The sequence below is a fragment of the Petrimonas sulfuriphila genome (genome assembly GCA_038561985.1).
GTDB classification, from domain to species: Bacteria; Bacteroidota; Bacteroidia; order Bacteroidales; family Dysgonomonadaceae; genus Petrimonas; species Petrimonas sulfuriphila.
On record CP073276.1, the window covers coordinates 722,281 to 747,398 of the forward strand.

Annotated in this window: 24 protein-coding genes and 1 tRNA gene; 18 read left to right on the top strand and 7 right to left on the bottom strand. The window is 44.0% G+C overall.

All coding sequences use genetic code 11. The features are described 5' to 3' along the window. Positions 1–591: 591 nt before the first annotated feature. Positions 592–665: transfer RNA gene (locus tag KCV26_02850), tRNA-Arg, on the bottom strand. 92 nt (positions 666–757) lie between these two features. Here KCV26_02850 and KCV26_02855 point away from each other — a divergent pair. The 5 genes from KCV26_02855 to KCV26_02875 all read left to right on the top strand — a co-directional run bounded on the left by KCV26_02855 (position 758) and on the right by KCV26_02875 (position 4,298). Next, positions 758–1,216, top strand: a complete 459-nt coding sequence (locus KCV26_02855) for a hypothetical protein (protein ID WZX37348.1) — start codon at positions 758–760, stop codon at positions 1,214–1,216. A 222-nt stretch (positions 1,217–1,438) separates the two neighbouring features. Continuing rightward, positions 1,439–1,894, top strand: a complete 456-nt coding sequence (rplM, locus tag KCV26_02860; GenBank protein WZX37349.1) for a 50S ribosomal protein L13 — start codon at positions 1,439–1,441, stop codon at positions 1,892–1,894. A gap of 4 nt (positions 1,895–1,898) precedes the next feature. Next, the gene (gene rpsI, locus KCV26_02865; protein WZX37350.1) at positions 1,899–2,285 is read left to right on the top strand and encodes a 30S ribosomal protein S9; all 387 of its coding nucleotides are present in this window, start codon (positions 1,899–1,901) and stop codon (positions 2,283–2,285) included. A 183-nt stretch (positions 2,286–2,468) separates the two neighbouring features. Further along, positions 2,469–3,329: a 30S ribosomal protein S2 gene (gene rpsB, locus KCV26_02870; GenBank protein WZX37351.1), complete on the top strand. Its 861-nt coding sequence runs from the start codon at positions 2,469–2,471 to the stop codon at positions 3,327–3,329. Between the two features lie 147 nt (positions 3,330–3,476). Next, positions 3,477–4,298, top strand: coding sequence for an elongation factor Ts (locus KCV26_02875; GenBank protein WZX37352.1), 822 nt, complete (start codon positions 3,477–3,479; stop codon positions 4,296–4,298). A 55-nt stretch (positions 4,299–4,353) separates the two neighbouring features. Here KCV26_02875 and tal read toward each other — a convergent pair whose 3' ends face one another. The 5 genes from tal to KCV26_02900 form a co-directional block, all read right to left on the bottom strand. Further along, positions 4,354–5,310 carry a transaldolase gene (tal, locus tag KCV26_02880; GenBank protein ID WZX37353.1) on the bottom strand — a complete coding sequence of 319 codons (957 nt, stop codon included), beginning with the start codon at positions 5,308–5,310 and terminating at the stop codon, positions 4,354–4,356. A 48-nt stretch (positions 5,311–5,358) separates the two neighbouring features. Further along, complete coding sequence (locus KCV26_02885; protein ID WZX37354.1) at positions 5,359–7,017, bottom strand: transglycosylase SLT domain-containing protein; 1,659 nt, start codon at positions 7,015–7,017, stop codon at positions 5,359–5,361. A 45-nt stretch (positions 7,018–7,062) separates the two neighbouring features. Further along, entirely contained in the window at positions 7,063–7,704 is a 642-nt protein-coding gene (locus tag KCV26_02890; GenBank protein WZX37355.1) for a hypothetical protein, read from the bottom strand. 5 nt (positions 7,705–7,709) lie between these two features. Next, entirely contained in the window at positions 7,710–8,612 is a 903-nt protein-coding gene (locus KCV26_02895; protein ID WZX37356.1) for a ParB/RepB/Spo0J family partition protein, read from the bottom strand. 125 nt (positions 8,613–8,737) lie between these two features. Next, entirely contained in the window at positions 8,738–9,502 is a 765-nt protein-coding gene (locus KCV26_02900) for a ParA family protein (protein WZX37357.1), read from the bottom strand. A gap of 388 nt (positions 9,503–9,890) precedes the next feature. Between KCV26_02900 and KCV26_02905 the strand changes: the two genes are divergently transcribed. Further along, positions 9,891–10,712: an AraC family transcriptional regulator gene (locus KCV26_02905; protein WZX37358.1), complete on the top strand. Its 822-nt coding sequence runs from the start codon at positions 9,891–9,893 to the stop codon at positions 10,710–10,712. An 81-nt stretch (positions 10,713–10,793) separates the two neighbouring features. Further along, positions 10,794–11,711, top strand: coding sequence for a hypothetical protein (locus tag KCV26_02910; GenBank protein ID WZX37359.1), 918 nt, complete (start codon positions 10,794–10,796; stop codon positions 11,709–11,711). Between the two features lie 8 nt (positions 11,712–11,719). Here KCV26_02910 and KCV26_02915 read toward each other — a convergent pair whose 3' ends face one another. Continuing rightward, positions 11,720–13,090, bottom strand: coding sequence for a lysine 2,3-aminomutase (locus tag KCV26_02915; GenBank protein WZX38303.1), 1,371 nt, complete (start codon positions 13,088–13,090; stop codon positions 11,720–11,722). 364 nt (positions 13,091–13,454) lie between these two features. On the opposite strand from KCV26_02915, the gene KCV26_02920 reads away from it, so the two are divergent. The 11 genes from KCV26_02920 to KCV26_02970 all read left to right on the top strand — a co-directional run bounded on the left by KCV26_02920 (position 13,455) and on the right by KCV26_02970 (position 25,100). Beyond that, positions 13,455–14,069, top strand: a complete 615-nt coding sequence (locus tag KCV26_02920) for a GNAT family N-acetyltransferase (GenBank protein WZX37360.1) — start codon at positions 13,455–13,457, stop codon at positions 14,067–14,069. A gap of 83 nt (positions 14,070–14,152) precedes the next feature. Further along, entirely contained in the window at positions 14,153–15,337 is a 1,185-nt protein-coding gene (gene argG, locus KCV26_02925; GenBank protein WZX37361.1) for an argininosuccinate synthase, read from the top strand. 14 nt (positions 15,338–15,351) lie between these two features. After that, positions 15,352–16,326, top strand: a complete 975-nt coding sequence (locus KCV26_02930; GenBank protein WZX37362.1) for an N-acetyl-gamma-glutamyl-phosphate reductase — start codon at positions 15,352–15,354, stop codon at positions 16,324–16,326. A gap of 90 nt (positions 16,327–16,416) precedes the next feature. Next, on the top strand, positions 16,417–17,544 hold the full coding sequence (locus KCV26_02935; protein ID WZX37363.1) for an aspartate aminotransferase family protein: 1,128 nt from the start codon (positions 16,417–16,419) through the stop codon (positions 17,542–17,544). Between the two features lie 17 nt (positions 17,545–17,561). Beyond that, positions 17,562–18,515 carry an N-acetylornithine carbamoyltransferase gene (locus tag KCV26_02940; protein WZX37364.1) on the top strand — a complete coding sequence of 318 codons (954 nt, stop codon included), beginning with the start codon at positions 17,562–17,564 and terminating at the stop codon, positions 18,513–18,515. Further along, complete coding sequence (gene argB, locus KCV26_02945) at positions 18,512–19,297, top strand: acetylglutamate kinase (protein ID WZX37365.1); 786 nt, start codon at positions 18,512–18,514, stop codon at positions 19,295–19,297. Before KCV26_02940 ends, argB begins: the two co-directional genes overlap by 4 nt. A gap of 14 nt (positions 19,298–19,311) precedes the next feature. Further along, positions 19,312–20,379, top strand: a complete 1,068-nt coding sequence (locus KCV26_02950; GenBank protein WZX37366.1) for a M20/M25/M40 family metallo-hydrolase — start codon at positions 19,312–19,314, stop codon at positions 20,377–20,379. 44 nt (positions 20,380–20,423) lie between these two features. Beyond that, positions 20,424–21,719, top strand: a complete 1,296-nt coding sequence (gene argH / locus KCV26_02955; GenBank protein ID WZX37367.1) for an argininosuccinate lyase — start codon at positions 20,424–20,426, stop codon at positions 21,717–21,719. A gap of 145 nt (positions 21,720–21,864) precedes the next feature. After that, positions 21,865–22,878 (top strand): phosphate acetyltransferase, encoded by a 1,014-nt coding sequence (pta, locus tag KCV26_02960; GenBank protein ID WZX37368.1) that lies wholly within the window; start codon positions 21,865–21,867, stop codon positions 22,876–22,878. A gap of 19 nt (positions 22,879–22,897) precedes the next feature. Next, positions 22,898–23,872 carry a 3-hydroxyacyl-CoA dehydrogenase family protein gene (locus KCV26_02965; protein WZX37369.1) on the top strand — a complete coding sequence of 325 codons (975 nt, stop codon included), beginning with the start codon at positions 22,898–22,900 and terminating at the stop codon, positions 23,870–23,872. Between the two features lie 28 nt (positions 23,873–23,900). Then, entirely contained in the window at positions 23,901–25,100 is a 1,200-nt protein-coding gene (locus KCV26_02970; protein WZX37370.1) for an acetate kinase, read from the top strand. Positions 25,101–25,118 lie beyond the last annotated feature (18 nt).

A 25,118-nucleotide genomic window follows, 5' to 3' on the forward strand; every position in this document is an offset into this window, starting at 1 on the left:
TATTGCACCAACTTTTGAATTATAACCCAATACGGAGCGATAGAACTTGTTAAAACCGATGGTTTGAGCCACACTTCAAAACCTGAATTTTGAGATAAAAAGATATTTAAATCGGGCGTAAAACGGCGGTAAAACGGTGGTGAAAACCTGAAAAAACCTGAAATCAGAACCTTATAAAAACCTTACATTTGAAACCTAAGTTTAAAAGAACGGTGAGGTTTTCTTACACTAAAAAAAGGATCATCCGGGCGTATCATTTTAAAAACGTTCGATCAGAAATCAAACCTCAACACCCTATCATTATCACACGCGAGTAATTTTTGTATTGTGGGGAAAGACAGCCGTTATAATTTGGGGGGTTAAAAAAGGCGAACGGCAGATAATCAGTCCGCCGTTCTAAAGTGTTTAACCAATCAATGGCAAAAAGTCATTGAGAAGTATTGCAAAGATAATATTTTATTTGATAACGAAACAGCCAAAAAACACCCGAAAATGCACCTCAAAAAAACCGTTCTTACCGATATTCTTACCTTTTTAAAATGAAAAACGACACAAACAAATGAAAGTCAAATGTTTATGCCGTTTTGAGTGTGACCCCGACAGGATTCAAACCTGTAACCTTCTGATCCGTAGTCAGATGCTCTATTCAGTTAAGCTACGGGGCCGTTGTTTTTGTAATTTTCGCCTGCAAAGTTAAATCAATTTTTAAAACTACACAAATGTTTTTATGTTTTATATTTGTAGGAAAAATGATTCTATGAAGAAAGTATCCGTATTAACTGTCTTATTTTTAGTTGCATTTATTGGTGCAATCTTTTCACAACATAATTTTGCTTTAAACCTGGGTTACGATCACATGCAGGCACACACCGGATTTTTAGGGGTGGAATACCGGGTAGACCACAATTTACAGAGACACACCTCGCACGGTCCTTTTACTGTCGGCATAGGCACCTACTTATACGGAGAAAACGGAAAATTCTCCCCTGCGCCGGAAATACACCTGAATAAAACCTGGAAACATTTCATAATCAACGAAATATCAGTATCAACCAAAAATATTAAACCCAGCGTGGGGATTACATTCTTTAACCTGACCCGGTTACAGTTTGGTTATAGCTTTCCCATACAACAATCTGATTTAAGAGGATTTTCTGTCGGAATCCATGTTCTTATTGGGAGATCTCCCTTTTACGACGAGATACGGGTATTCTAATCATGCGCAGACTCAAAAAAATTAGAGTTATTATGCATATTTTCGTCTAAAAACGCTTTGTTAATTACCTGAATTATTGTAACTTTGCAGTCCGATTATTAAAATTTATTACTTAAAAGTTTGATTTATAGCTTTTTATTTGCCATTTAGTCCCTTAGCCAGACAAAACGGGGAGCGAAAATCAGAACTTAATTTTATTAAACGATTTAAAAACAAAAAAAAGTGAATACTTTAAGTTATAAAACCATTTCCGTAAACAAAGAAACGGCTCAGAAAGAATGGGTTTTGGTTGATGCGAGCGGCCAATCGTTAGGACGTATAAGTTCTAAGGTGGCAAAACTGTTGAGAGGCAAGTACAAACCAAGCTTTACTCCGCACGTGGATTGTGGTGATAACGTGATTATCGTGAATGCCGACAAAGTTGAACTCACGGGCAACAAATGGACAGACAGGGTTTACTACCGTCACTCGGGCTATCCCGGCGGTCAAAAGGTATCCACTCCTGCCGATCTTATGAAAAAAAGCCCCGACAGGCTTTTCCGAAAAGTGGTAAAAGGGATGTTGCCGAAGAATAAACTCGGCGATGCTATTCTGAACAATCTTTACGTGTATGCTGGAAACGAACATCCGCATCAAGCTCAAAAACCCAAACAAATAGATATTAATACACTCAAATAATAAGATGGACGTAATAAATTCAATTGGAAGACGCAAAGCCGCTGTAGCTCGTGTATTCATGAGTGAAGGTTCAGGCAAGATCGTTATCAACAAACGCGAACTTGAAAATTATTTTCCTTCATCCATTCTGCAGTTCATCGTGAAACAACCGTTGAATAAACTCAACGTGACTGAAAAATACGATATCAAGATCAACCTGCAGGGCGGTGGATACAAAGGACAATCGGAAGCAGCAAGACTAGCTATTGCACGTGCATTGGTGAAGTTAAACCCCGAAGATAAACCTGCGTTAAGAGCCGAAGGCTTTATGACCCGCGATCCCCGCGTTGTTGAACGTAAAAAACCAGGGCGTCCCGGAGCAAGGAAGAGATTCCAATTCTCAAAACGTTAATTTTTGGATATATTCACCGGTTCTTTTGCCGGAAAGATATATAAGAACCGCACAAACCGGTTCCACTTAGTGACGTTTAGTATCTAAATCGTAAGGACATTACCGGGAATAATCGCTTCGGTAATTTACCTTACGGTTCGACTAAGAAAAAGAATGTAAACGAATAAAAAAACAACACAAACAATGGCAAAATTAGAATTTGACCAACTACTTGAGGCAGGAGCACACTTCGGCCACTTGAAAAGGAAATGGAATCCTGCAATGTCTCCCTATATTTTTATGGAGCGCAACGGTATTCACATTATCGACCTTTACAAAACAATTGCAAAAACCGAAGAAGCCGCAGCGGCTTTAAAACAAATTGCCAAAGCCGGCAAAAAAATACTCTTCGTAGCGACTAAAAAACAGGCAAAACCGGTTATTGAAGAAAAGGCACAAAGCATCAATATGCCTTACGTTATAGAGCGTTGGCCTGGTGGTATGCTTACCAATTTTCCCACTATCCGCAAGGCAGTGAAGAAAATGAGTAACATTGATAAGATGATTAAGGACGGAACATTTGACACGTTGTCGAAACGCGAAAAACTGCAAATCACCCGTCAGCGTGCTAAACTCGAAAAAATGCTCGGCTCGATTCAGGATCTTACCCGTCTACCATCCGCTCTTTTCGTTGTTGACGTAATGAAAGAACAGATTGCTGTGAAAGAAGCAAACAAACTTGGCATTCCCGTATTCGGTATTGTTGACACCAACTCTGATCCGAACGACATTGATTTCGTAATTCCTGCAAACGATGATGCTGCAAAAGCCGTAGACATGATCCTCGGATATCTTTGTGAAGCAATAAAAGAAGGCCTGGATGAGCGTAAAATTGAAAAAGCCGATGCCAACGCAGCAGAAGACCAAGAAGAGGAAGGTGCAGTACCTCGCAGGGAAAGAAAATCAAAAGCAGCTAAGAGAGAGCGCGTTAAGAAAGAAGACAAAGATGCTATCAATGCATCTGTAGTAAGCAAATACGCTAAAGACGCAGACGTTGAAGAATAATACGGACAACAACGGCCAGCTATCAGATGTCAAGATAACAGACACTTGGATGCTTCAATGTTCCAACGTCTGAAATCTACCAGCGAGGCGGTCTAAGGTCTCTTCTTTGAAATCTAAAAAGAAAACAACTTAAAAAAACATAGAAATATGGCAGTTACAATGGCAGAAATCCAGCATTTACGTAAAATGACAGGAGCGGGAATGATGGATTGCAAAAATGCATTAAATGAAGCAAACGGCAACTTTGACAAAGCAGTAGAGATTATCCGCAAAAAAGGGCAGGCAGTTGCCGCCAAACGCGAAGATCGCGAAGCAAGTGAAGGGTGTGTGCTTGCAAAAGCTCAAGGAAACTATGCTGCAGTAGTAGCATTGCAATGCGAAACCGACTTTGTTGCTAAAAATGAAGAATTCATCGCATTGACTCAACTGATACTGGATGCAGCTATCGATCATAAACCCGAGACGTTGGAGGATTTGCTGAATATCCAACTTCCCAACGGAACCGTTTCCCAGTTAATTATGGATAAGATCGGCGCTACCGGCGAAAAAATGGAACTGGGTTATTTTGAACACATTTCCGCACCATCGGTGGTTTCCTATATTCACATGGGAAACAAGTTGGCGACCCTTGTTGGATTCAACAAGGAAGAAGTGGCTGAAGACATAGCAAAAGACGTAGCAATGCAGGTAGCGGCAATGAATCCAATTTCGGTAACACCCGATACTATTCCGGCAGAAGTTAAAGAGAAGGAACTGGAAATTGCACGCGAAAAAGCACGCGAAGCCGGGAAACCGGAGAACCTGTTAGACAGAATTGCTGAAGGCGCTTTGCAGAAGTTCTACAAAGAATCAACACTACTGCAACAGGAATACGTCAAAGATAACAAACTGACCATTGATCAGTATCTCAAACAAAACAACAAAGACCTTACCGTAACCGTTTTCAAACGGGTATCGTTGAACGCATAACGAAGAGAGATAAGGGCTAAGGGCGGGACTTTAAGTTCCGCCCTTACTTTTTTTGTTACAACAGCTTTTCCATCTGCTTCTCCAGTTTAATCAGATCTCTGGTGAAGTTGCGGATGCCTTCGGCCAATTTTTCGGTAGCCATTGCATCTTCGTTCATCATCCACCGGAAGGTTTTTTCGTCAACGGTAATTTTTTCGATAGCCATTTCACGGGCCTGATCTGCATCCAGTTTTTTCGTCAGTAAACCCTCTGTGGCTTCGAGCTCCCTGAGCAACGTCGGGGAAATAGTGAGCAGATCACATCCAGCCAGCTCGCAGATCTCGTCAATATTACGGAAGCTCGCACCCATTACCTGGGTTGGATAACCAAACTTCTTGTAATAATTAAATATCCCAGTCAACGAAATCACTCCGGGATCCTCCACAGCCGGTATGTCTGCTACACCGAGGTTTTTTTTATGCCAATCGAGAATCCTTCCCACGAACGGTGAAATTAATCGTACACCGGCTTCGGCACAAGCAACAGCTTGTACCTTGGAAAAGAGGAGGGTGAGGTTACAATGTATTCCTTCTTTTTCAACGATTTCCGCCGCCTTTATTCCTTCCCACGTAGAAGCAATCTTTATCAGTACCCGTTCACGGGAAGTTCCTGCAGATTCGTACAATCCGATAATTTCGCGGGCCTTGACTACTGTTGCATCCGTATCGAAAGATAGACGCGCATCGACTTCCGTTGAAGCTCTCCCGGGAACTATCTTTAAAATTTCCAACCCAAAGTTCACGGCTAATTTATCCATGGCTTTAGGAAGTTGTACCTGCCTGTCGGACGATGATTTCCGGGCAAAATCGATAGCATCGTCAATCAGGTGTCTGTACCGGGTATCCTGTGAAGCAGTATAGATTAACGAAGGGTTAGTGGTAGCGTCAACGGGTTTATAAATTTCAACCGATGAAAAATCACCCGTATCCGCAACAACCTGGGTATAGGTTTTTAGTTGCTCAAGCAGGTTCATAATGCTGAGAAATTAAATTTAACAATAAACAGTATGGTGCAATAGCGCTTATTCCGCTTCCATTGAAGCACCGGTTACAACTTCCGTTTCATCGGTTGTGCTTTCCTCGAGCTGCTGTTTCAGGTAATTGGAAATAATACCGGAACCATCCTTAGCCGAGGTAGTCGTTTCAGCAGTCTGTTGAACAGGTTGTGGTTCTTCAACGGTAACGGTTTTCTTATTTACAATCAGCTGTTTCCCTACCGAAAGCCGATCGGACCGTAATCCGTTCCACGATTTCAGCTGTGCCACCGTCACTCTATTTCTCTGAGCGATCTTGCCCAGATTATCGCCGTTGCGTACCCGATAGTATGCATTCACAGTCTTTGTTGCAGTTTCTGGATTTGTGGGTTGCTGTGCCATCGTGGCTGCATCCGTCTCCAGTACGGCAGGATCAACAGCTTTCTTCCTGACGATAAGATTTTTGCCTGCAGAAATCCGGGTAGACCTTAAGTTATTCCATGAGCGGAGTTGTGAGACAGTAACTCCGTTCCTGGATGCGATCTTCGAAAGGTTGTCCCCTCTTCTTACCCTATAATAAACATTTTCTCCGTTTCCTGAGACGGATGATCCTGACGAAGCCAGATATCCATCGGTATTTTCGCGATGCGTAATATAGTCATCTCTCCGAAAATTCATTATTTCATCTTTCTTTTCGAGAAACGCATACATCTTATTGATAGGCAAAACAAGTGCATACCGTTGATAGTTACCCGGTACCCTGTCCTTTTTAAATTGGGGATTCCACCGCCGGATATCACTTAGGGGAATATCCAGAACCTCGGCTATCTGGTTAAAGTGCACCTGATTCTCCACGTGTACAGTATCGAGGGCGATCATCTCCTGAAATGACTCTATCGGACAGATATTGTGCTTATCGTAAAAATTCATGATATAGTTCGCTGCAATAAATGCAGGCACATAACCGCGGGTCTCCCGCGGCAAGTTGTAATAGATTTGCCAGTAATCGCGCTTGCCTCCGCTTCGGGCTATGGCTTTATTTACATTGCCCGGTCCGCAGTTGTAAGCAGCAATAACCAGGTTCCAGTCACCGTAGATTGCATAAAGATCCTTAAGGTATCGTGCGGCCGCCTCGGTCGATTTATGCGGATCACGGCGCTCATCAACAAGGCTGTTTATCTGAAGTCCGTAACCTTGTCCCGTCCTCAGCATAAACTGCCACAAGCCCGTTGCTCCCACCCTCGAAACAGCCACCGGATTAAGTGCCGACTCAATTACTGGTAGATATTTTAATTCCAGAGGTAAGCCGTATTTATCCAGAGCTTCTTCAAACATTGGAAAATAGTATTTACCGATAGTTAGCATATATCCTACCATATCGCGTCGACGGTTGGCGTACATATCGATGTACTGTCTGACCACCTGGTTATAGGATAATTCCATCTCCGTAGGCATATCATAAAGACATTGGGTGTAAACACTATCATGAAAGACTACATTTGCGCCTTGCCTGCACATGTTATCCGATTTTGAAAAATCGATCTGCCACTCATGCAGTAACGTAGCCAGGTGTTCGTTCAGGCTTTCGGGTGCAACGATGGAGTTATCCTGAATATTATCTTTGTTTGGGTGCAAATTTTCTTGTGCAAAAACAATGGTTGTACTAATTATTCCACACGAAAACAGGATCAAAAAAAACTTTTTCATTCTCTCTTTTTCAGGGAAACCCGCAAAGAGCTTCCGGTTGTAATCTTAAAAACTAAAACTGCATCTAAATCCGTAAGAATCCGCCAGGTAATTTGAATCTGCCTTTTTGAAAATTACCGGCTCCACACGCATCGAAAGATCGGGGCTCACATCAAATTCAAATAATTGTGCATCTACGTAGGCATCCACAATCCCAAGCCCATAAAGTGCCACGGTTAAAATTATACTGAAATCCCGGTAATACCTGAAGTAGTTTTTTCTGTCTTTCAACACTCCGGAAAACCAATTCTTGTCTGCTGTTTCCGGGTCCATTCCGTAGGGCAACATGTTCCCCCAAACATGATCATTGGTCGGATCATCGTCCAGCAAGGCCCTTTGTGCATCAAAATAATCCTGATAATGGCTGTTATTCCAGGATATAGCGTATGAAAGTCCTACAAACCCACCGTAAAGTATGGGCAATTTCCAGTACTTTCTGTTGTATATCTGCCCCAATCCCGGAAAAATGGCCGAATATATCACGGCTTTCTTTGGATCGGGTTTGAACGTTTTTTCCCCTATGATGGTGTCTGGGAGAGAAACAACTTTAATGGAGTCAGGGTGCTGTGGAACCGTGTTTTGCTGCGCTGTTAACTGAAAGGCGGCACTGATGAATATTAAACAAACAATGTTCCGGTATTTCAGCATAAACGTTACTTCTTCATTGTATCAAACATACCGATAATCCGTTCCAAATCTTTAGCAGAGGAAAAGGGGATCGTAATTTTTCCCTTGCCGTTTTTGTTGCAGTTGAATTGAACATCGGTTTTAAAATAGTTGGAAAGGTGTTGCTTCAACGCATCAAAATCATCGACAAAGGAACTTCCCGAACGATTCTCCCGGTTCTTACCATTCTTTTTGCCAGATTTTTCATTCAACGGTTTTCCTTCAGCATACTCACGGACAATTTTCTCCACGCTTCTGACCGATAATCCATCTTCCAGGATAAGGTTGTATAGGGAGAGCTGTGCCACCGGATCGTTCATAGTAACCAATGCTCGTGCATGGCCCATATCTATTTTTTTGTCCTTCACTCCCATTTGTACTTCGGCAGGGAGTTTCAGCAATCTCAGGTAGTTGGTAATGGTTGCCCGTTTTTTCCCCACTCGATCGCTCAATTGTTCCTGGGTAAGCGAAAGTGAATCAATAAGGTTTTGATAAGCCAGTGCTATTTCGATGGAGTTAAGGTCTTCGCGCTGAATATTTTCAACCAGTGCCATCTCCATCAACTCGTCATCATCCGCAGCTTTTATGTACGCAGGGATAGAAGTCAAGCCGGCCATCAACGAGGCTCTGTATCTGCGTTCCCCGGCAATGATCTGGTAAGAGTCATCACCCTCATGCCGCAACGTTACCGGCTGAATGAGCCCTATTTTCCGAATGGATGTAGCCAGCTCTTCAAGAGACTCCTCATCGAAAACACGCCGGGGCTGGTCGGGATTAGGAAACATTTTCGAAAGTTCTACCTCACTGATGGACGTAGAGCCTTGCGATTCAACTTCACTAAAAGTAATAAGTGCGTCTAAGCCTCTTCCTAGTGCGTTTTTTTTTGCCATAATCTATAGATTGAATGGAGATTGAAACTTCGTCGAGACTGAATGAGATTGAACGGAGATAAGCTGAGAGCAGTTAATCCGCATCAATCTATTTTCGATCTTTAATCAATCTTCTTATTACAAAGTTAAACATTTTTCTCGATTAATTCCTGTGCCAACTGCATATGGTTAATGGCTCCCCGTGATCCGGCATCGTACATTAGCGCCGGTTTAGCATGGCTCTGCGATTCACTGAGCGTGATGTTTCGCTGAATAACCGTATTAAAGACAAGTTCCTTAAAGTGGCTCTTTACCTCTTCGTATATTTGATTATGTAAACGCAGGCGGGAATCGTACATGGTAAGCACAAAACCTTCAATCTCGAGGCTTGTATTCAGTTTCGATTTGATTATCTTGATGGTGTTCAGCAACTTACTCAACCCTTCCAGGGCAAAATATTCACATTGAACGGGGATAATAACGGAATCCGAAGCTGTCAAAGCGTTCACAGTTATAATACCAAGCGACGGGGAGCAATCGATAAGGATATAATCGTAAGTGGCCCGCAGCGGATTCAGCAGATCGCGCAAACGCCTTTCACGATTTTCCATCTGGACCATCTCCAACTCTGCTCCTACCAGGTTAATGTGTGAGGGAAGAATGTCGATATTCTCAAAAGGTGTTTTCATCACTGCGTCAGCTGGCTTACATTTGCCGATAAGCCCCTCGTAAATCGTGTATTTCAACGTCCGAATATCAATACCCAATCCCGACGAAGCATTCGCCTGAGGATCGGCATCCACAACAAGCACATTCTTTTCCAAAGCAGCCAACGATGCTGCTAGATTAATAGTAGTAGTGGTTTTTCCCACGCCACCTTTCTGATTTGCCAATGCAATAATTTTGCCCATTTAATAATCTCCCAATTGAAAAAGCAAAATAAGCAATAATTCCCATAATTCTATGTTAATTAAATAAAACGTTCTGTTTTTTGTTGAAAAAATGAGTACTCCGGGAATAATTCTCCTTGTTAGAAATCCATCTTCCTGATTATGGTCGACGCATGCTTTCCGAAATTACCCGGCCCCGGGAAATAGTTGCCATCGTAATACATGCTAAAGTTGATTTATCATCAAAAAAACAACAAGCACTGTTTTCGGAAAAAAAAATTCTCGTTGGGTATCATTCGGCTATTCTTATAGTATATTTGCAAAGATATAATATAGAATCATTTTAAATAACTATACGGAAAGTAAATATCATTTACCTAAGACAAAACGACGGTAATAAAAAAGGAAAATGAAAACATTCATACCGCATACGGCCTTACAAGAAGTTGTATTAAATATTTCCACGGTAGAAGCTCATCTGCCCATTGGAACCCGGAGTGCGGTATCGCCCTACCCTCCCACTCCCTACCAATCATTGATTTTTTATTGCAGAAATCCGATTTCAATGAATAAAAACAGAGAGGTTGAATTCACCCAACAACCTTTGAGTGTCTTGTTAGGCCCACAAGTTTCACGTGTAAATATCAAAGTGCACAACCGATTAAAAGCAATTCGCGTGGATTTTCTACCCGGTGCAATGTTCCGGATACTAAAAGTTCCGATGTATGAACTACTTGACGAAGGTTTTAATGCAGGGGATCTTTTCGGATCAAAAATGAAAATCTTAACTGAACAACTATCTGAAATTACTGACTTGGAGGTTGGGAAAAGGCTTGTGGAAAACTTTCTGTTGGAACGGTTGCACAGTATTAATAAACAGCAACCTTTCGATAAAGCCTTACGTGCGCTGTACATAAACGACGGTAATTTAAGCATCACAAAAACAGCGTCGCTATCTTGTCTGAGCATCAAACAATTCGAAAGAAAGTGTAAAGAAAGAATCGGAATGAATCCCAAGAGTTATGCACGGATCCTGAAATTTTCGAAGGCTTACAGGCTACACGAAGCATTTCCCGAAATGGATTGGATAAGTATCGCGTACAAATCGGGCTACTACGATCAGATGCACCTGATAAAAGATTTCAAAATTTTTGCCGGGGCAAATCCGTCAGAAATTGAAAAACAACTCCGGAATACCGCTATTAAAATGCAAAAAGACCTGAACTTTTAAAGTGTCGATTTTTTACTATGCACACGGCTGGTGCAGCATCTATATTTGTTGAAATTAACATCCCCTTTAAACTGTAATTAAATGAAAATTTCAACTTATGTCGCATCCATACTGTGGTTAATTTGCAGTTTATCAACTGCTCAGGAAAACAAAAACCAGGGAAACAAGAACTTACCCCTGGAGCAATTAACAGGCTATTCTCAAACATATTATTTCAGTCCCGGCTGTAAGGAAAGGGCAGACAAAATCGCCGCCTTTATAGAAAACGCTGTTTCTTATTTCAGGAAAGAGATCGCTTTCACGCCAAAGACAACACTTTTCATACTCGCCCCGCAACACTGGGAACAATACGCCAGATTTCCTGTTTATGGAATGCCACACAACTTGGATTATTACCGGTTGGCTGTGGCATCGGAAGATAATCCGTTCTGGAAAAGTTTCTTGCCATCATTGGAACAATTGCCTCCAGCATTGGTTGAGCGCATCCAGAATGCCTATCGCCAAACCGATGGGAGCTACAGCATGCAACCTTTTTTCGACCTCTTGGCCTTACACGAGATGGGCCATTCCTATCACGCCCAAGCCGGGTTAAAAATGCATAGAAAATGGCTGAGTGAATTGTTTGTCAATATTATGCTACACTCTTTTGTCGCGGAAAAACAACCTGAGCTTCTGCCTGCTTTGGAAACTTTTCCGGAGATGGTTATCGGTGCGGGTTCATCGGAATACCGCTACACCTCCCTGGTCGACTTTGAAAACAATTACGATGACGCGGGGAAAGGCATGACTAGCAAAAACTACGGATGGTATCAAAGTAATTTTCACCATGCTGCGAAGCAAATTTACAATGCCGGAGGCAGCAGAGTAGTTAAAGAACTTTGGATAGCGTTAAAAGAACATCAACAGGAGATGAAAGATAATGAATTGGTCGACATGTTACGGAAAGAAGTGCATCCATCGGTGGCGGATGTTTATTTGAAGTGGAACCAGAAGCAGTGAAAGCCTAATCATTCCCACAAAAATGTACTGCCTCTGTCTCCTTTTCCCGGTAATTTTTCCTCCTCAAAGAAAAATTCTTTCTCACCGAAAGCCGGTTTAAGATCATCAAACCACGTAGCTGAAGCGCTGTATTTTGCAAAAAAAGGGACATCCACCAGGTGGGGATTGCGGCACTGTAGAAACCGGAGAACAAATACTTTCTCCCCTTTCACTTCAGTTACTCCCAGGACTTGGACCTTGCCGGGACCGCAACTCATGCTTGGGCCCCTAACCGTTCGGGCAATTCCGCTTACGTTCGTATAAGCCTTCCTGAAGATATTCCATGCCCTTGCCAGAGGAACTTCAAAAAACGCTTTCGAGCCGGTATCACGGGCAACAAACATATAATACGGGACAAGCCCCAAACGGACCTGCTCTTTCCACATCTTCGACCAGGTTTCCGGATTATCATTGATGTTTCGTAACAACGGTGATTGAGTCCGGATCTGCGTTCCGGTATTCCGTATCCGCTCAATCGCCCGCCTAACAGCATCTGTCATTAATTCATCGGGATGATTGAAGTGTGCCTGAAATGCCAGGTGCTTGCCTGCTCTATTTACTTTTTCGAATAAAAAAAGAAGGTCGTCGGCATCTTTATCCGTCAAAAACCGGTAGGGCCAGTAAGCAAGTGATTTAGAACCAACCCGTATGTTTTGTATATGGCTAAACTCTTTCGATAAAAGCGGTTCTATGTAAGCCGATAAAATTCTTGCATTTGCCGTTAAAGGATCTCCCCCGGTAAACAGCACATCAGAAACTTTAGGGTGTTTAAGCAGGTATTTGTGAAGCAGAGCGGCTTCCTTCATCGCAAATTTTAGTTCGCTCATTCCTGTAAATTGCGGCCAGCGAAAACAAAACGTGCAATAAGCGTGACAAGTTTGTCCCTGGCTAGGGAAAAACAACACTGTTTCCCGGTATTTATGCTGGATTCCGTGCAGCTTCTCCCCTTCAAACAGAGGAATGTTGCTCTCCTGTCCTGCCGGATTCGGATTTAACTTCAGTCTGATTTTGTTTATCTCATTTTTAACAACCCGCGGATCTGCTCCTGATTGCAATAAATTTGTCACTTTATCGTAATGTTGTTTCGACAACATCTCTTTTCTCGGGAAAGTAAGCGTAAAAATGGGATCGTCGGGTATATTGTTCCAATCGATCAGTTGCTCTACTACATAGTTGTTCGACTTGAAGGGAAGAACATTTCCTACCACCCGAATGGCTTCAATTTGTTCGGATGATAGGTTGGATATCTGTGGTAACTCTGTAAAATTGTGTCGGGTATAACTCTTGTAATTCATTTTTGTTCTTGATTTTTCCGATGTGTAACTCACTGCAAATGACATAAAAATCACTCACATCATTTTACAAAAATAGGGAAATCAAAAAACAACCCATCATTTGTAAACACTCTTTACGCTTTTTTTTAATAATTTGGCAAGAATTTCTATTTTATTTTTTTAGATGAAATTTCCTGTCGTTTTCTCGTTTTTATTAAATATAAGTGTTACTTTTGCACATCCAATGAAAGTATTACTAACACATATCGTTCCCAGATACATCGTTATGGATTTAGTCCGACGATGCCACTAACCCTTCCGGTTTTTACGGATTTTAGGTTATAGCCGTAAAAATCAACCCTATTACGTTGCAACCGTACAAGTAAATCCTTCTTTTATTTATCATTTATAAAAAATTTTATTACACAAAATGGATGTGGAAATTTATATAGCTACTTCCGCTTACGCAAAATACGCACAGGAAGTGTGTGATTTAATATACGAATCGGCTCAGGCACGCGGTACAGGTATTGCCAAACGGAGCGCAGAGTACGTCGCGGAAAAAATAAATGCCGGCAAGGCGGTCATAGCGCTGGATGGGGATAAGCTAGTGGGATTCGCCTATATTGAGACGTTCAGCCACCAGCGGTTTGTTGCCAACTCGGGACTTGTTGTGCATCCCGATTATCGGAACATGGGGTTAGCCCGGAAAATAAAACGAAAAATTTTTGATCTTTCCAGGAAGCTATTTCCACACGCTAAAATATTCAGCATTACTACCGGACTGGCAGTAATGAAGATGAACACTGAACTGGGCTTTAAGCCGGTAACCTTTTCCGAGCTTACCGACGATGAAGAGTTCTGGAAAGGTTGTCAGGGTTGCCGGAATTTCGATATTCTTCAACGCAACAACTACAAAATGTGCCTTTGCACAGGGCTATTGTACGATCCGGCACAGAAAGAAGTTGCAGCCAGTTCGTTTGCAAAAAAAGTAGTGAAACCGATCATAAAGAAGAAAGCTCCGAATAAAATGTATAAAAAATAATAATCACGGTTATTTGCTGTTCGCCTCTCCTGTTCAATGCAGGGCCAATAGCCAACAACAGGTAACCAAAAAGCCTAAAATATATGAAACAAAAAGTAGTTTTGGCATTCAGCGGCGGTCTCGACACTTCATTTTGTGTGCCGTATCTTATCAACAAACGCAATTTGGAGGTACATACAGTAATTGTCAACACTGGCGGTTTTTCAGACCAAGAGCTGAAAGGCATTGAAGAGCGTTCCAAGATCCTGGGAGCGTTATCCCATACAACAATTGATGCCGTAAACGATTATTACGAAAAAGGCATCAGGTATCTGATTTTCGGCAATATTCTTAAAAACAACACCTACCCTCTTTCTGTCAGTTCCGAACGTTTCTTCCAGGCCCTATCGGTGCTGGAACACGTAAAAAAAATCGGTGCCGAATATGTTGCCCACGGAAGTACCGGTGCCGGGAATGATCAGGTACGCTTCGACCTGGTTTTTGAAGTGTTGGCTCCCGATGTAAAGATTATCGCTCCTATCCGGGAGTTAGGGTTATCGCGTCAGGAAGAAATTGATTACCTGAAATCGAACGGATTTAATTTTTCTTGGGAAAAATCGAAATATTCCATCAACCAGGGGTTGTGGGGAACAAGTGTTGGTGGCGTTGAAACGTTGAAGTCATCAGGCATTCTTCCCGAAGAAGCCTACCCCTCACAAGTCTCTGATCACGGCGTGGAGCGAATAAAGATTGGTTTTGAAAAAGGAGAACCGGTTTCCCTGAACGGTGAGAAAATGTCACCCGTAAACGTTATCCGCACACTGCACAAATGGGCATCCCGATTCGGTATTGGCAGGGACGTTCATGTAGGCGACACCATTATCGGAACAAAGGGAAGGGTTGCCTTCGAAGCTCCGGCACCTCTGATTCTGGTAAAAGCACACCACTTGTTGGAAAAGCACGTGCTTACCAAGCAACAACTCTATTGGAAAGATCAGCTATCGAACTGGTACGGGCAGTTGATGCATGAAGCCCAGTACCTGGAACCCGTTATGCGCAATATTGAAACGTTTTTGGATGACACCCAGCAGTTTGTTACGGGTGAAGTGGATGTAGAGCTTCGTCCTTACCATTTCTCGGTATTGGCTTGCAGCACGGATTACGATTTGATGAATCCGGTTTTCGGAGAGTATGGTGAAGTGAACAAATCGTTTACCGGACAAGACGTCATTGGTTTTACCAAGGTAATTTCGAATCCGTTGAAGATATATTATACAATTCATAAATAGTCTTAATCGATAAAATGATTAAAGTATCCATTGCCGGAGGGACCGGCTACACTGCCGGCGAACTGCTCCGTATCCTGCTGAATCATCCCGGGGTGACGTTAGAGTCGGTAATCAGTTCGAGCTCCGCCGGAATGCCGGTTGCCGGTATACACCGTGACTTATTGGGCGAAACCGACATAACGTTTTCCGACAATACCGGACATCCGGATGTCATTTTTCTTTGCCTCGGCCACGGACTTTCACGTGCCTTTCTTAACGAGAATGATATCCCTGCGGCTTGCAAGGTAATTGACTTGGGAAATGATTTTCGCAACGATCCGGTGTTTGGTGAGCGGAATTTTGTTTTCGGGTTATGCGAACTCAATCGGGAACAAATCCGCAAAGCAAACAGCGTGGCCAATCCGGGGTGTTTTTCCTCGTCAATCATGTTGGCTTTGCTGCCGCTGGCAGCGTTGAATAAGTTGACGGACGACATTCACGTACATGCCATCACCGGATCGACCGGTGCCGGAAAAAAGCCTGTGAGCACCACGCATTTCAGTTATCGGGACAACAATATCTCCGTTTACAAACCTTTTACCCACCAGCATTTACCGGAAATTGAACGAACGTTAAAAGCTGCCGGAAACAAGGTGCTGCCACCCATACAGTGGATTCCCATGCGCGGTGATTTTACCCGGGGGATTTTCGCCAGTGTGTACACCCGGTGGGATAACCTGATGTCCGAAACCGAAGTGATCAATTACTACAAGGAGTATTACAAGACCTCGCCTTTTGTTTTCGTTTCGGATGAGCCAATCAGCCTGAAAGAAGTGGTAAACACCAATAAATGCCTGCTTCACATCGGATTTCACAACGGATATATTCACATAACTTCTGTTCTTGACAACCTGTTGAAGGGAGCATCAGGACAAGCAGTACAGAATATGAACCTGATGTTCGGGCTGGATGAGACCATGGGATTAAGATTAAAAGGAAGCGTATTTTGATTCGCTCTGCCGACTGAAGCCAGACTTTAAGATTTTTGTATGTCTGGTGTCTGAAGTCTGCTATCAAATAATTAATAATTCACAATTAAAATGAATCTGTTTGACGTATATTCTTTGTGGAATATTGAACCTGTCCGCGCAAAGGGTTGCCGCGTATGGGACAGGGACGGTGTGGAATACCTCGATTTTTACGGGGGGCACGCCGTGATTTCCATCGGCCATTCCCATCCTGTTTACGTAAAAGCCATTCAGGACCAGGCAGTAAAAATCGGGTTTTATTCCAACTCCGTTATCAACAGCCTGCAAACAGAGCTTGCCGAAAAGCTGGGGGAGCAAAGCGGTTATCCCGATTATTCGCTTTTTCTTTGCAACAGTGGGGCCGAAGCCAATGAAAACGCATTAAAACTGGCCTCTTTCCACACGGGGAAAAAGCGAATAATCGCGTTCAGTGGATCGTTCCACGGACGCACATCGGGTGCTGTTGCCATAACCGACAACCCGTCGATCCAATCGCCTTTCAACACCGGGCACGAAGTAACATTCGTCCCCCTGAACGATACCGACAAGATACTGCGTGAACTGGAAAAAGGCGATGTCGCAGCCGTTATCGCGGAAGGAATTCAGGGCGTAGCCGGAATTTTCGTTCCCGAGAACGGATTTATGCAACAGCTTGAAAAGGCCTGCCATAAACATCGTGTGGTTCTTATTCTCGATGAAATTCAATCGGGATACGGCCGTACAGGACGTTTTTTTGCGCATCAGCATGCCGGTATCCGACCCGACATCATCACCCTGGCGAAAGGAATGGGTAACGGCTTTCCGATCGGAGGCATGTTGATTTCACCTGAATTTAAAGCAAAAAAAGGAATGTTGGGAACCACCTTCGGAGGGAATCACCTGGCCTGTGCTGCGGCAATAGCCGTCCTGGATGTGATGAAAGGAGAGGCGTTGGTTGAAAATGCATCCCAGGCAGGTAACTATTTGCAAGACGAACTATCGAAATTAAACGGAATTAAAGAAATTCGCGGCCGTGGATTGATGCTGGGAATTGATCCAGCCCCCGAATACTCCGATATACGCGACAAGTTATTGTTTAAAAGTCATATCTTTACAGGCGGAGCGAAAAATAACGTAATGCGTTTACTACCCCCGCTTTCGGTAAAGAAAGAAGAAATCGATATTTTTTTGAAAGAAACAAAAAAGCTCTTGGAAGTTTAACGTTAAAAGTCTATGGTATGAAACATTTCACCTGCGTTCAGGACATCGGCGACCTATCGTCCGCCCTGCAAAAAGCCAAGTACACCAAGGAGAATCCGTTTTCCGACCAGCATCTCGGAAAAAACAAAACCCTGATGCTTATCTTTTTTAATTCGAGTTTACGCACCAGGTTAAGCACACAAAAAGCCGGGATAAACCTGGGTATGAACGTTATTGTGCTTGATATCAACCAGGGGGCATGGAAGCTCGAAACAGAGCGTGGAGTAATAATGGATGGCGACAAGCCGGAACACATCCTCGAAGCTATTCCTGTGATGGGTGCGTACTGCGACATTATCGGTGTGCGTTCGTTTGCACAATTTGAAAACAAATCAGATGATTACAACGAATTGATTATCAATCAATTTATCCAATATTCCGGGAGGCCGGTTTTCAGTATGGAAGCTGCCACGCGACACCCGCTTCAAAGTTTTGCCGACCTTATCACCATTGAAGAATTCAAAAAAACGGCCCGACCGAAGGTTGTCCTCACCTGGGCACCGCATCCGAAGGCGCTGCCCCAGGCAGTCCCCAACTCGTTTGCCGAATGGATGAACGCAACGGATTACGAATTTGTAATCACTCATCCGGAAGGATATGAGCTGGACGATAAGTTTGTAGGCAAAGCCATCGTGGAATACGACAAGGAAAAGGCCTACCGGGATGCCGACTTCATTTATGCGAAAAACTGGGCGGCGTACCGAGACCCGAATTACGGAAAAATCCTAAGTACGGACAGATCCTGGACGGTTGATACCCCCAAAATGGCCCTTACCAACAACGCTTATTTTATGCACTGCCTTCCCGTACGCCGCAACATGATCGTGACCGATGAGGTCATCGAAAGTCCGCAGTCGATTGTCATTCCCGAAGCTGCCAACCGTGTGGTTTCAGCACAAACGGTCTTGAAAGAAATCTTGCTGGCATTATGATACTTCACAACTCACTTTCTGTCGTAAAAATTGGCGGAAACATTGTCGATAACCCTGAAGCTTTAACTGGTTTCCTAAATGACTTCCACCAGTTGAAAGGAAGGAAATTACTCGTTCACGGCGGCGGAGTAATGGCTTCAAAAATGGCCGAACGACTGGGAATCAAGACTAAAATGGTTGAAGGCCGACGGGTTACGGATGCCGAGACATTGCAATTGGTAACGATGGTTTATGCCGGATGGATCAACAAAAGTATCGTCGCTGCCCTGCAAAAAATCGGATGCAACGCTATCGGACTTTCGGGAGTTGATGCCAACTGTATTCCATCGGAACGCCGGAACCCGGAACCCATCGACTTCGGATTCGTAGGCGACCCCATCACCTGGAAAATGGACGGGAAACTCCTCTCCACTTTCATTGAAAACGACGTTATCCCGGTTTTTTGCGCAATCACCCATGACGGCAACGGTTCGCTGCTCAACACCAATGCCGACACAGTGGCCTCATCGCTTGCCGTAGCGTTGTCGAAGCACTATCGCACTACGTTGTATTACTGTTTCGAAAAAGAAGGTGTTTTGCGGGACATCAATGACAAAAACAGCCTGATCCCATTGATAAACCGGGAAGCATTTATCCAGCTGAAAGGGCAAGGCGTGATTGCCGACGGGATGATCCCCAAGCTCGATAATTCATTTAACGCCATACAGGAAGGCGTATCCGAAGTTGTGATCCTACATGCGAGAAATTTACTGAAGAAAACAGGGACAAGGTTAATTGGATAAAAGTCAAGATGCCCATGAACAAAGAATATATCCGTCGTTCGGCCAACCTGCTGAAAGAATTGGTTTCTCTGAAATCTTTTTCAGGCGAAGAAAAAGTGCGGAGTGATTTTTTGTGCAGCTATCTTTCCGAAAGAGGGGTAGAGACGGAACGGTCAGGCAACAACATTATTGCCCGTCAGCCACACCACAACATGGCGAAGCAAACACTAATGCTCAATTCGCATATCGATAGCGTAAGGCCTGCTGCAACCTATACTTTCGATCCGTTTAATCCGCCTTTATCCGACACCCACATTTTCGGGCTAGGCAGCAACGATGCTGGGGCAAGCGTAGTTTGTCTGTTGCAGACGTTCTTGCATTTTTACGAATCTGAACTGCCTTTTAACCTTATGTTGGTTTTATCCTGCGAAGAAGAAAATTCGGGGCCAAACGGGATGACTCGTCTCGCAAAAGAACTTCCAGACATTGATTTTGCCCTTATAGGCGAACCGACTGGGATGCAGGCTGCTATTGCCGAGAGAGGGTTACTGGTTATCGATGGAATAGCTTCCGGTGTGAGCGGACATGCGGCGAGAGACGAGGGCGTGAATGCGCTGTATATCGCCCTGGAGGATATTCAGACGATGAGATCGATTAAGTTTGACAAGATATCACCGACAATGGGCGAAGTGAAACTTACCGTTACACAGATTTCCGCCGGTACGCAACATAACGTTGTTCCGGATAAATGTACTTTTGTAGTGGATATCCGTCCAACCGACCAATACACCAATCCGGAAATCCTGCAACTTCTCCGGGTTAACGTAAAAAGCAAACTCTCCGCCCGAAACCTCACAAACAAAAGTTCGGCTACGCCATCCGATCACCTGTTGATAAAAGCAATCGGGCAATTAGGAGTGAAAACATATGTCTCCCCCACTACTTCGGACTGGATGCGTATTTCCTGTCCGGCCATCAAAATGGGTCCGGGCGAATCGGCCCGCTCCCATCAGGCCGATGAATTCGTGTTGGTCAGCGAACTGGAAAGCGGAATAGCCGGATACATCCGTTTTATCGAAGAAATGACAAAAATCATCAAATAAAAAACTCTTCCGTCAATCAGCGGATAGATTTAGAAAGAGAAACTATGGCAAAAATCTGGAACAAAGGCTTCGATGCCGATAAGTCAGTAGAAAACTTTACGGTGGGAAAGGACCGGGAATTCGATTTGCGGCTGGCAAAATACGACATCATGGGTTCGATGGCGCACATAAAGATGTTGGTAAAAATCGGATTACTAAAAAAAACCGAAGAAGAAACATTGCGCCTGGAATTGCAAAAGATCCTCGCTGAAGTGGAAAAAGGAAATTTCAACCTCAACACCGATGCTGAAGATATCCATTCGCAAATAGAGGCAATGCTCACCGAAACGCTGGGTGAAACAGGGAAGAAGATCCATTCTGGGCGCTCGCGAAACGATCAGGTATTGGTGGATCTGAAGCTTTTCTTCAAGGACGAAATCCGGAAAATAAAAGCAGATGCCTTGCAGCTTTTCGACTTATTGCAGTTGCTGAGTGAAAAACACCGATCGGTCCTGCTGCCCGGATATACCCACGGACAAATAGCAATGCCATCATCTTTCGGACTGTGGTTCGGAGCATACGCCGAAACGCTCGTGGACGATATGCATACACTGGTTTCCGCGTGGCGGGTTGCCAATCAGAATCCTCTCGGTTCTGCTGCCGGATACGGTAGTTCATTCCCACTCGATAGAGAGATGACCACACGTGAACTCGATTTCGAAACCCTGAATTACAACGCGGTTGCAGCACAGATGGGAAGAGGAAAAACCGAAAGGATCCTCGCTTTCAGCGTAGCGTCGTTCGCATCAACGCTTAATAAGCTGGCTGCCGACAACTGCATGTATCTATCTGGGAATTATGGATTTATCTCCTACCCTGACAACCTGACTACCGGATCGAGTATTATGCCGCACAAAAAGAACCCCGACGTCTGGGAGCTTATCCGCGCGCACAGCAATCGGTTACAAAGTCTTCCCAACGAAATCGCCCTGATGACCACCAACCTGCCCCACGGATACCATCGTGACTTCCAATTGCTGAAAGAAACTCTTTTTCCGGCACTTGAAGCGTTGCACACGCTCTTCGAAATGACTCATTTTATGCTTTCACACATTTCAGTAAACAAGAATATTTTGAAAGACGAAAAATACCGCTACCTCTTCACGGTGGAAAAAGTCAACGAACTTGTCCTGCAGGGTATTCCGTTTCGTGAAGCCTACAAACAAATCGGGCAGGAGGTGCAGGAAGGTACTTTTGCCTTTCAACCTGTTCTTAACCACACACACGCGGGAAGCATTGGAAATTTATGTACGAATGAGATTCGAACAAAAATGGAAAACGCAATGAAAGGAATCTGCTAATTTTCTCCTAACCATTTGCAAGCCTCATATCGCTTTTTTTATTACTTTTGCAGAAGATTAATTTCAAATTGAAACGGGCGGTAGATCGAACAGGATTTACCTCCCGGATATCTTATTCCAAAAACTCAATCGTCATACAAAATCTATGAACTTAATTAACGAAATTATCGAGCGTGCAAAAGCCGATAAACAACGAATCGTTCTCCCTGAAGGGACGGAAACTCGAACTCTTCAGGCTGCGGACCAGCTTGTCCGGGATGGGGTGGCAGAAATAATTCTTCTCGGAAATCCGCAAGAAATTAACTTGCTGGCTAATCAGCTTGAATTGAAAAATATCGGGAAAACCCTCGTAATCGATCCTAAGAACCACGACAAAAAACAAACCTACATTGACCTGTTGGTGAAACTCCGGCAGGCCAAAGGAATGACACCCGAGAAAGCGGCCGTTTTGGTGGAAGACCCGCTCTATCTAGCATGCCTGATGATTAAAAACGGTGATGCGGACGGCGAAATTGCCGGCGCACAAAATACTACTGGCGATGTGCTCCGCCCGGCTTTGCAGATCATCAAAACATCACCGGGAGTAAGCGTAGTATCCGGAGCATTTATCATGTTTACGAAAACAACGCAATACGGGAAAGACGGCATCCTTATTTTTGCCGATTGTGCAGTCATGCCCAATCCTACTGCACAGGAGCTGGCATCCATTGCCATAGCATCGGCACAAACCGCACGCGGTATTGTTGGGGTTGAACCGCGCGTGGCTATGTTAAGTTTTTCGACCAAAGGAAGTGCCCAGCACGAAATGATTGATAAGGTGGCGGAAGCTACCCGCATTGCCAAAGAGATCGCTCCCGATCTGCTCATTGACGGTGAGCTCCAGGCCGATGCTGCGCTGGTTCCATCTGTTGGTGCAAGCAAAGCTCCCGGAAGTGCGATTGCAGGGCAGGCCAACGTATTGGTTTTTCCCACGTTGGAAGCCGGGAATATCGGATACAAACTTGTCCAGCGGTTAGGCAATGCCGAAGCGGTTGGCCCCATTTTACAAGGGATGGCAGCTCCGGTAAACGATTTATCCCGCGGATGTTCGGTTGATGACATTTACAAAATGGTTGCCATAGCAGCTAATCAGTCCATTGCTGCAAAATCAAAAAAATAGAATTCAAAAAAATAGAATAATGAGTGAATTAATCATTGAACCTATCGAGAAGTACGGACTCAACATAAGCCATGAGAAGAAAGCGCTCTTCTCTAGAATAGGTGTTGTAGGGGCCGGAAAAGAAGGGCGAACCATAATCAGCCTGACAGCTTCGGCAGGGATGGATGTGGTTTTTATGGATGAATCTCAAGAACGTATCGACATCGTTTTTGAAGAACTGAACCGGGTAATGGATCAGAAAATCAGCAAATGGGGATTGACGCAGTCGGAGAAAAAGGTTATCATGAACCGGATCACTCCCACACTGAGCTACGATGATTTTACCGGATGCGACCTGGTCATTGAGTGTACCCGATATTCAGAATCGGGACGCCGCAGCACACCCGTTCGAAAGAATATTTTTAAAATACTGGATGAGATCCTGGAACCCGATGCCATTATCGCTACTAACGGCCCTACCGTCATTATCAGTGAATTGGCAGCTGACCTTGTTCATAAAGAGCGCTGCGTCAGCCTCTATTTTCCCGTATCTCATCCCGATGCCCGGATTCTCGAGATCGTAAAGGGAATGTACACATCGGAAGAGGTGTACAATAGAATGGAAATTTTCGCCCAACTTATCAATTACCGGCCTCACCGGATAAATGAAAGCAACGGTAATGTAAGCATACGCTTACTGACGACAATGCTCAACGAATCGTGCCAGATGTTGTTGGAGAGGGTGAGCAGCATGCAGAGCATTGAAGAAACGTTTACCATCATTTACGGACAGCGGTACGGTGTTTTCAGAATGGCGGACATCATTGGTATTGAACGCATTGTCACTATAATGGAAGCCATGTTTAACGATTTTGGAGAGACACATTACAAACCCAATCCGTTGTTGTGGAAACTTTACCGTTCTAATCAGCTTGGCGTTCGGACAAGTAAGGGCTTCTACATCTATGATGAGAACGGAAACGTAATTTCCGAAAATAAATCGTTGTTTAATTGAGAAAAGTCAGAAATCATAAGTTGTTGAAATGAAGATATTAGTATTAAATTGCGGAAGTTCTTCCATAAAATACAAGCTTTTCGATATGAGAAGCAACGAGGTTATTGCACAAGGCGGTGTGGAAAAGATTGGCATGAAAGGCTCATTCTTGAAACTCACACTTCCCGATGGGCAGAAAGTTCAGCTCGAAGGAGAAATCCTGGAGCATCGTGCAGGGATTGAATACATTTTCGGTGTCATGTTGAGTGAGAAATACGGATGCATCCGGTCACTCGATGAAATTGACGCTGTCGGACACCGCGTGGTACACGGCGGGGAACGTTTCAACAAGAGCGTGCTCATCACCGAAGAGGTCATAGAAATGCTGAAAGAGTGTATTGAGTTGGCGCCCTTACATAATCCCCCTAACCTCAAAGGTATTTACGCCATTCAGGAACTGTTGCCCCATACGCCACAGGTAAGTGTCTTTGATACGGCCTTCCATCAGACCATGCCCGATTATGCCTATGTTTACGGATTGCCCTACTCGCTTTATGAAAAATACGGCATTCGCCGATATGGATTTCACGGCACGAGCCATCGGTACGTTTCAAAAAGAGCCTGCGAGTTCCTGAATGTCCCCTACGAATCTCAACGAATCATCACTGCCCATATTGGTAACGGCGTTTCCATAACAGCTATAAAAAACGGCAAATCAGTGGATACAAGTATGGGGATGACTCCCGTTGAAGGGCTGATGATGGGAACCCGGTCAGGAGACCTGGATCCGGGGGTTATATCCTATATTATGGAAAAAGAACACATGAGCGCTTCAGGCATTTCCACCCTGTTGAACAAATTTTCGGGTGTTCTGGGAATCTCAGGAATCTCATCGGATATGCGTGAGATAGAGGTCGGAATAAAAGAAAACAATCCGAGAGCGATTCTGGCACTAAACACTTACGACTACCGCATAAAAAAATACATAGGTGCATACAGCGCTGTTTTAGGCGGAGTGGACATCTTGGTATTTACGGGTGGCGTTGGTGAAAACCAGGCAATTACCCGGAGTGTCGTTTGTAAAAACATGGAGTATATGGGCATTGAACTTGATGAAGAATTAAACAGATCGGTTCGTGCGAAAGAAGTTGTGATCAGCAAACCGTCGTCAAAAGTGAAAGTACTCATCATCCCCACCGACGAAGAATTGACCATCGCAAAAGACACTATGCAGATATTGGGGAAGTAACGTTTAACTATCAAAAAA

What these genes read in the sequence shown, in the direction of transcription:
- KCV26_02855 (WZX37348.1), top strand. Translation starts at nt 758, where the DNA reads ATGAAGAAAGTATCCGTATTAACTGTCTTATTTTTAGTTGCATTTATT.
- rpsI (WZX37350.1), top strand. Translation starts at nt 1,899, where the DNA reads ATGGACGTAATAAATTCAATTGGAAGACGCAAAGCCGCTGTAGCTCGT.
- rpsB (WZX37351.1), top strand. Translation starts at nt 2,469, where the DNA reads ATGGCAAAATTAGAATTTGACCAACTACTTGAGGCAGGAGCACACTTC.
- KCV26_02875 (WZX37352.1), top strand. Translation starts at nt 3,477, where the DNA reads ATGGCAGTTACAATGGCAGAAATCCAGCATTTACGTAAAATGACAGGA.
- tal (WZX37353.1), bottom strand. Translation starts at nt 5,310, where the DNA reads ATGAACCTGCTTGAGCAACTAAAAACCTATACCCAGGTTGTTGCGGAT.
- KCV26_02885 (WZX37354.1), bottom strand. Translation starts at nt 7,017, where the DNA reads ATGAAAAAGTTTTTTTTGATCCTGTTTTCGTGTGGAATAATTAGTACA.
- KCV26_02890 (WZX37355.1), bottom strand. Translation starts at nt 7,704, where the DNA reads ATGCTGAAATACCGGAACATTGTTTGTTTAATATTCATCAGTGCCGCC.
- KCV26_02895 (WZX37356.1), bottom strand. Translation starts at nt 8,612, where the DNA reads ATGGCAAAAAAAAACGCACTAGGAAGAGGCTTAGACGCACTTATTACT.
- KCV26_02900 (WZX37357.1), bottom strand. Translation starts at nt 9,502, where the DNA reads ATGGGCAAAATTATTGCATTGGCAAATCAGAAAGGTGGCGTGGGAAAA.
- KCV26_02905 (WZX37358.1), top strand. Translation starts at nt 9,891, where the DNA reads ATGAAAACATTCATACCGCATACGGCCTTACAAGAAGTTGTATTAAAT.
- KCV26_02910 (WZX37359.1), top strand. Translation starts at nt 10,794, where the DNA reads ATGAAAATTTCAACTTATGTCGCATCCATACTGTGGTTAATTTGCAGT.
- KCV26_02915 (WZX38303.1), bottom strand. Translation starts at nt 13,090, where the DNA reads ATGTCATTTGCAGTGAGTTACACATCGGAAAAATCAAGAACAAAAATG.
- KCV26_02920 (WZX37360.1), top strand. Translation starts at nt 13,455, where the DNA reads ATGGATGTGGAAATTTATATAGCTACTTCCGCTTACGCAAAATACGCA.
- argG (WZX37361.1), top strand. Translation starts at nt 14,153, where the DNA reads ATGAAACAAAAAGTAGTTTTGGCATTCAGCGGCGGTCTCGACACTTCA.
- KCV26_02930 (WZX37362.1), top strand. Translation starts at nt 15,352, where the DNA reads ATGATTAAAGTATCCATTGCCGGAGGGACCGGCTACACTGCCGGCGAA.
- KCV26_02935 (WZX37363.1), top strand. Translation starts at nt 16,417, where the DNA reads ATGAATCTGTTTGACGTATATTCTTTGTGGAATATTGAACCTGTCCGC.
- KCV26_02940 (WZX37364.1), top strand. Translation starts at nt 17,562, where the DNA reads ATGAAACATTTCACCTGCGTTCAGGACATCGGCGACCTATCGTCCGCC.
- argB (WZX37365.1), top strand. Translation starts at nt 18,512, where the DNA reads ATGATACTTCACAACTCACTTTCTGTCGTAAAAATTGGCGGAAACATT.
- KCV26_02950 (WZX37366.1), top strand. Translation starts at nt 19,312, where the DNA reads ATGAACAAAGAATATATCCGTCGTTCGGCCAACCTGCTGAAAGAATTG.
- argH (WZX37367.1), top strand. Translation starts at nt 20,424, where the DNA reads ATGGCAAAAATCTGGAACAAAGGCTTCGATGCCGATAAGTCAGTAGAA.
- pta (WZX37368.1), top strand. Translation starts at nt 21,865, where the DNA reads ATGAACTTAATTAACGAAATTATCGAGCGTGCAAAAGCCGATAAACAA.
- KCV26_02965 (WZX37369.1), top strand. Translation starts at nt 22,898, where the DNA reads ATGAGTGAATTAATCATTGAACCTATCGAGAAGTACGGACTCAACATA.
- KCV26_02970 (WZX37370.1), top strand. Translation starts at nt 23,901, where the DNA reads ATGAAGATATTAGTATTAAATTGCGGAAGTTCTTCCATAAAATACAAG.